The 3952-nt window shown below is 56.5% G+C and carries 4 protein-coding genes; all 4 read left to right on the top strand.

Annotated elements, in window-relative coordinates; all coding sequences use genetic code 11:
- Positions 1 to 744, top strand: a 744-nt coding sequence (locus ABYT07_RS19570) for a benzoate-CoA ligase family protein (RefSeq protein WP_372993693.1), incomplete at its 5' end; no start/stop codon positions are given.
- Positions 744 to 1568 (top strand): alpha/beta fold hydrolase, encoded by an 825-nt coding sequence (locus ABYT07_RS19565; protein WP_372993692.1) that lies wholly within the window; start codon positions 744 to 746, stop codon positions 1566 to 1568. The genes ABYT07_RS19570 and ABYT07_RS19565, both read left to right, overlap by 1 nt.
- A complete protein-coding gene (locus ABYT07_RS19560) occupies positions 1546 to 2016 on the top strand; it encodes a DUF309 domain-containing protein (RefSeq protein WP_372993691.1) in 471 nt (156 codons plus the stop codon). The genes ABYT07_RS19565 and ABYT07_RS19560 overlap by 23 nt, the downstream gene beginning before the upstream one ends.
- A gap of 131 nt (positions 2017 to 2147) precedes the next feature.
- Complete coding sequence (gene boxC / locus ABYT07_RS19555) at positions 2148 to 3806, top strand: 2,3-epoxybenzoyl-CoA dihydrolase (protein WP_372993690.1); 1659 nt, start codon at positions 2148 to 2150, stop codon at positions 3804 to 3806.
- Positions 3807 to 3952 lie beyond the last annotated feature (146 nt).

The raw sequence follows: 3952 nt of genomic DNA, 5'->3' as shown, positions 1-3952 counted from the left end.
CTTTATGCAGCGATGGTTGCATTTATGGATAAAAACGGCGCGCTAGAGGTGCCGCTTCGCACCTGTATCTCGGCGGGTGAGGCGCTGCCCGAAGAGGTTGGCTTGCGGTGGGAAACGCACACCGGCACCTGCATTCTGGACGGCGTCGGATCGACCGAAATGCTGCATATCTTTCTGAGCAACCGCAAGGATGACCTTGTCTATGGCACGTCGGGGGTCGCGGTGCCGGGCTATGCCTTGCGGCTGGTCGACGAGGAAGGGGTAGACGTCCCGTCCGGCGGGGTAGGCGAATTGCTGGTCAACGGCGCATCTGCGGCCAATTGCTATTGGAACCAGCGCGAAAAATCCCGGATCACCTTCGAAGGCGTCTGGACCCGCACCGGCGATAAATACGAAATGCGCGATGACGGGCGGCTGGTTTACTGCGGGCGCACGGATGACATGTTCAAAGTGTCGGGTATTTGGCTGTCCCCCTTCGAGGTCGAAGGCGCATTGGTCAGCCATCCCCGCATCCTTGAGGCGGCCGTTGTCGCCGCCGAAGACGCAGATGGGCTGGAGAAACCCAAAGCGTTTGTCGTGCTCAAGGACGGGGTGGCCGATGATGCTTTGCTGGCCGAACTTAAAGACCACGTCAAAGACAAGATTGGCAAATGGAAATACCCCCGCTGGATCGAGGTGGTTTCAGATCTGCCCAAAACCGCGACGGGAAAAATACAGCGTTTTAAATTACGAGAGGAAAACTGATGGGCGTGACATGGTCGAATGACGCAGGATTGACGCTGACAGCAGGCGGCAAAACCTTGGAATATGCGGCGTGGGGCCCCAAGCCCGGCGATGCACCCACGCTTGTGCTGCTGCACGAAGGGTTGGGCAGTGTCGCGTTGTGGCGTGATTTTCCGCAAGCCTTGGTCGATGCCACCGGTTTCGGTGTGCTGGCTTATTCGCGCGCTGGATATGGGGCATCCGATCCCGTCGATTTGCCGCGCCCGTTGGATTATATGACGCGCGAGGCGATTGAAACTGTTGGCGATGTGTTGGACGCCGTTGGCATCGAACACGCGATTTTGTTGGGCCATTCCGACGGGGCCACAATTGCGACGATCTATGCCGGATCCGTTTCCGACATGCGCATCCGGTCGTTGATCTTGATGGCCCCGCATTTCTTTACCGAACCCATGGGGTTGGCCGCGATCAAGGCGGCAGGCGTCGACTATGTCTCGGGTGATCTGCGGGAAAAGTTGGGCAAGTATCACGCAAATGTCGATGTGGCATTTAACGGCTGGTATGATGCCTGGACGAACCCCGACTTCGAGGCATGGCATGTGGGCGATACCATTGACCATCTGCGTATTCCCGTTCTCGCGATTCAGGGTCGAGACGATCCTTACGGCACGCTTGCCCAGATCGAAGAAATCGAGACCCGGATATATTCCCCGGTCGAAACAGCGATCCTGAATGATTGCGGCCACGCACCGCATCTGGATCAGCGCCACGCTACGATGGAAGCAATACGCGATTTTTGCGCGCGTCTTGATCGGATAGAGCGTGAACCAGTTCAGATCGCCTGATCTTGTGACTGATGTTCCACTGCCCCCGCACGCCTATGTGCCGGGGCAAAACGCCCGCCATCCCGAAGACTGGTTTGATGCGATCAAGGCAAGTGTCACGGCAGATCTGCCTGTCACAGCGTTGGATCAGACTGCCGCATGGCACGCGGGTCGTGCCTATTTCGATGCGGGATATTTCTGGGAATGCCACGAGGTTCTTGAGGCGGTCTGGATGCATTGCCCCGACCCGTCGCCCGAACGCGCGATGGTGCAGGCGTTGATCCAGCTTGCCAATGCGCGGCTGAAACTAAGGATGGATAAACCCCGCGCCAGCTTGCGGCTTTGCGATATGGTGGACGGGCATTTGGCGCAGTGTTCAGGGGTTGAAACGGTTTTGGGGATCACTGTGCATGAAATTGCACAAGATGCAGAAAAGACCCGATCTGACGTTAGGAAGTGCATTATATAGCATCTAAGTGATGAATTTAGCACTGAATTACAAAAAAATGTGGCAATATCATGCCATATTTGGAATATAAAGCTCAAGGGCCGCTTTGGCCAAATTGCCGCCAAGGCCGAGCCTGCTCAAGGAGACTGCCCGTGACCAAGATTATCGACTTTCAAACCGATCCGTCCAGATACCGCCACTGGAAAATCGAATATGATGGCCCTATCGCGAATCTTTATATGGACGTCGATGAAAAGGGTGGCCTGTTCGAAGGGTACGAGCTCAAGCTCAACTCCTATGATCTGGGCGTGGATATTGAACTGGCCGATATCGTCCAGCGGATGCGGTTTGAACACCCTGATGTCAAAGTGATTGTCATGCAGTCGGCCAAGGACAAAGTGTTCTGCGCCGGGGCGAATATCCGGATGCTGGGTGGGGCGGCACACAGCCACAAGGTCAACTTTTGTAAGTTCACCAACGAAACCCGCAACACATTCGAGGCAGCCCTTGCCGACAGCGGGCAGAACTATATCTGCGCCGTAAAAGGGGCCTGCGCTGGTGGCGGGTATGAATTGGCGCTGGCGTGCAACTATATCATGCTGACCGATGACAGCACGTCGTCTGTGTCCCTGCCCGAAGTCCCCTTGCTGGCGGTTCTGCCTGGTACTGGCGGTCTGACCCGCGTGACCGACAAGCGCATGGTGCGCCGTGACCGCGCCGACGTGTTCTGCTCAATCGAAGAGGGTGTCAAAGGCAAGCGTGCCAAGGATTGGCGTCTGGTGGACGAGGTTATTCCGAATTCCAAGTTCGATGAAACCGTGGTCGAGCGGGCGAAAGAAATGGCCGCGGCGTCCTCCAAGTCTGATGTGGCAAAGGGTATTGAGCTGACCCCAATCACCCGCACATTTGCGGCCGATGGGATCAGCTATACCACTGTCGAAGTGGTGCTGAACCGCGACGCAAAACGCGCGACCGTGACCATCAAGGGTCCCGATGCGGCGGTGCCTGCGGATATGGATGCGCTGACGGCGCAAGGTGCCGAGGCGTGGATCTTGCGCTGCGCCCGCGAGCTGGACGATGCCATCCTGCACCTGCGCAATAATGAAAAAGAACTGGGCCTGATCGAATTCCAGACCCAAGGCGACCCCGAACTTCTGGTTGCCCACGAGGCGCTTTTGCTGGCCAACAAAGACCACTGGTTGGCCAATGAAATTCTGCAATACTGGAAGCGTCTGTTGAAACGTGTCGATATGACCTCGCGCAGTTTGGTCGCGATTGTTGAACACGGATCGTGCTTTGCAGGGCCTTTGGCGGAACTGCTGTGGGCCGTCGATCGCAGCTATATGATGCTTGAGGAATTTGACGGCGATAACCGTCCTTTGGCGACAGTGACCCTGACCGATGGCAACTTTGGCACCTACAAGATGGGCAACGATCTTACCCGTCTTGAAACACGGTTCTTGGGCACGCCTGAGGATATCACCGAACTTGAGGCGCTGAAAGGCGAAGCGCTTGAGGCCGATGCCGCTGACGAAGCGGGCTTGGTCACCTACGTCTATGACGACATCGATTGGGAGGACGAAGTGCGCCTGTTCATGGAAGAGCGCGCCAGCTTTAGCCCTGACGCGATGACGGGGATGGAGGCGAACCTGCGCTTTGCTGGCCCCGAAACGATGGAGACCCGCATTTTTGGTCGCCTGACCGCATGGCAAAACTGGATATTCCAGCGCCCCAACGCGGTTGGCCCCGATGGTGCGCTGCAACGCTACGGCACAGGCGTGCGTGGCGACTATAATATGGAACGTGTGTAACGGGCCCGGATTTTTCGAAAAATCCGTCCCAAAATCTTCAAAGATTTTGACCCCACGAGGAGAAAACCAATGCTCGACCTGATCAACGTAAGCTACGACACCCAGATCCCGAATAACGTGAACCTGAGCCAGGACAAGAAAGTGCT

The sequence above is a fragment of the Sulfitobacter sp. genome, from assembly GCF_041552635.1.
In the GTDB taxonomy this organism is placed as follows: domain Bacteria; phylum Pseudomonadota; class Alphaproteobacteria; order Rhodobacterales; family Rhodobacteraceae; genus Sulfitobacter.
This window is presented reverse-complemented; position numbering and strand designations above follow the sequence as displayed.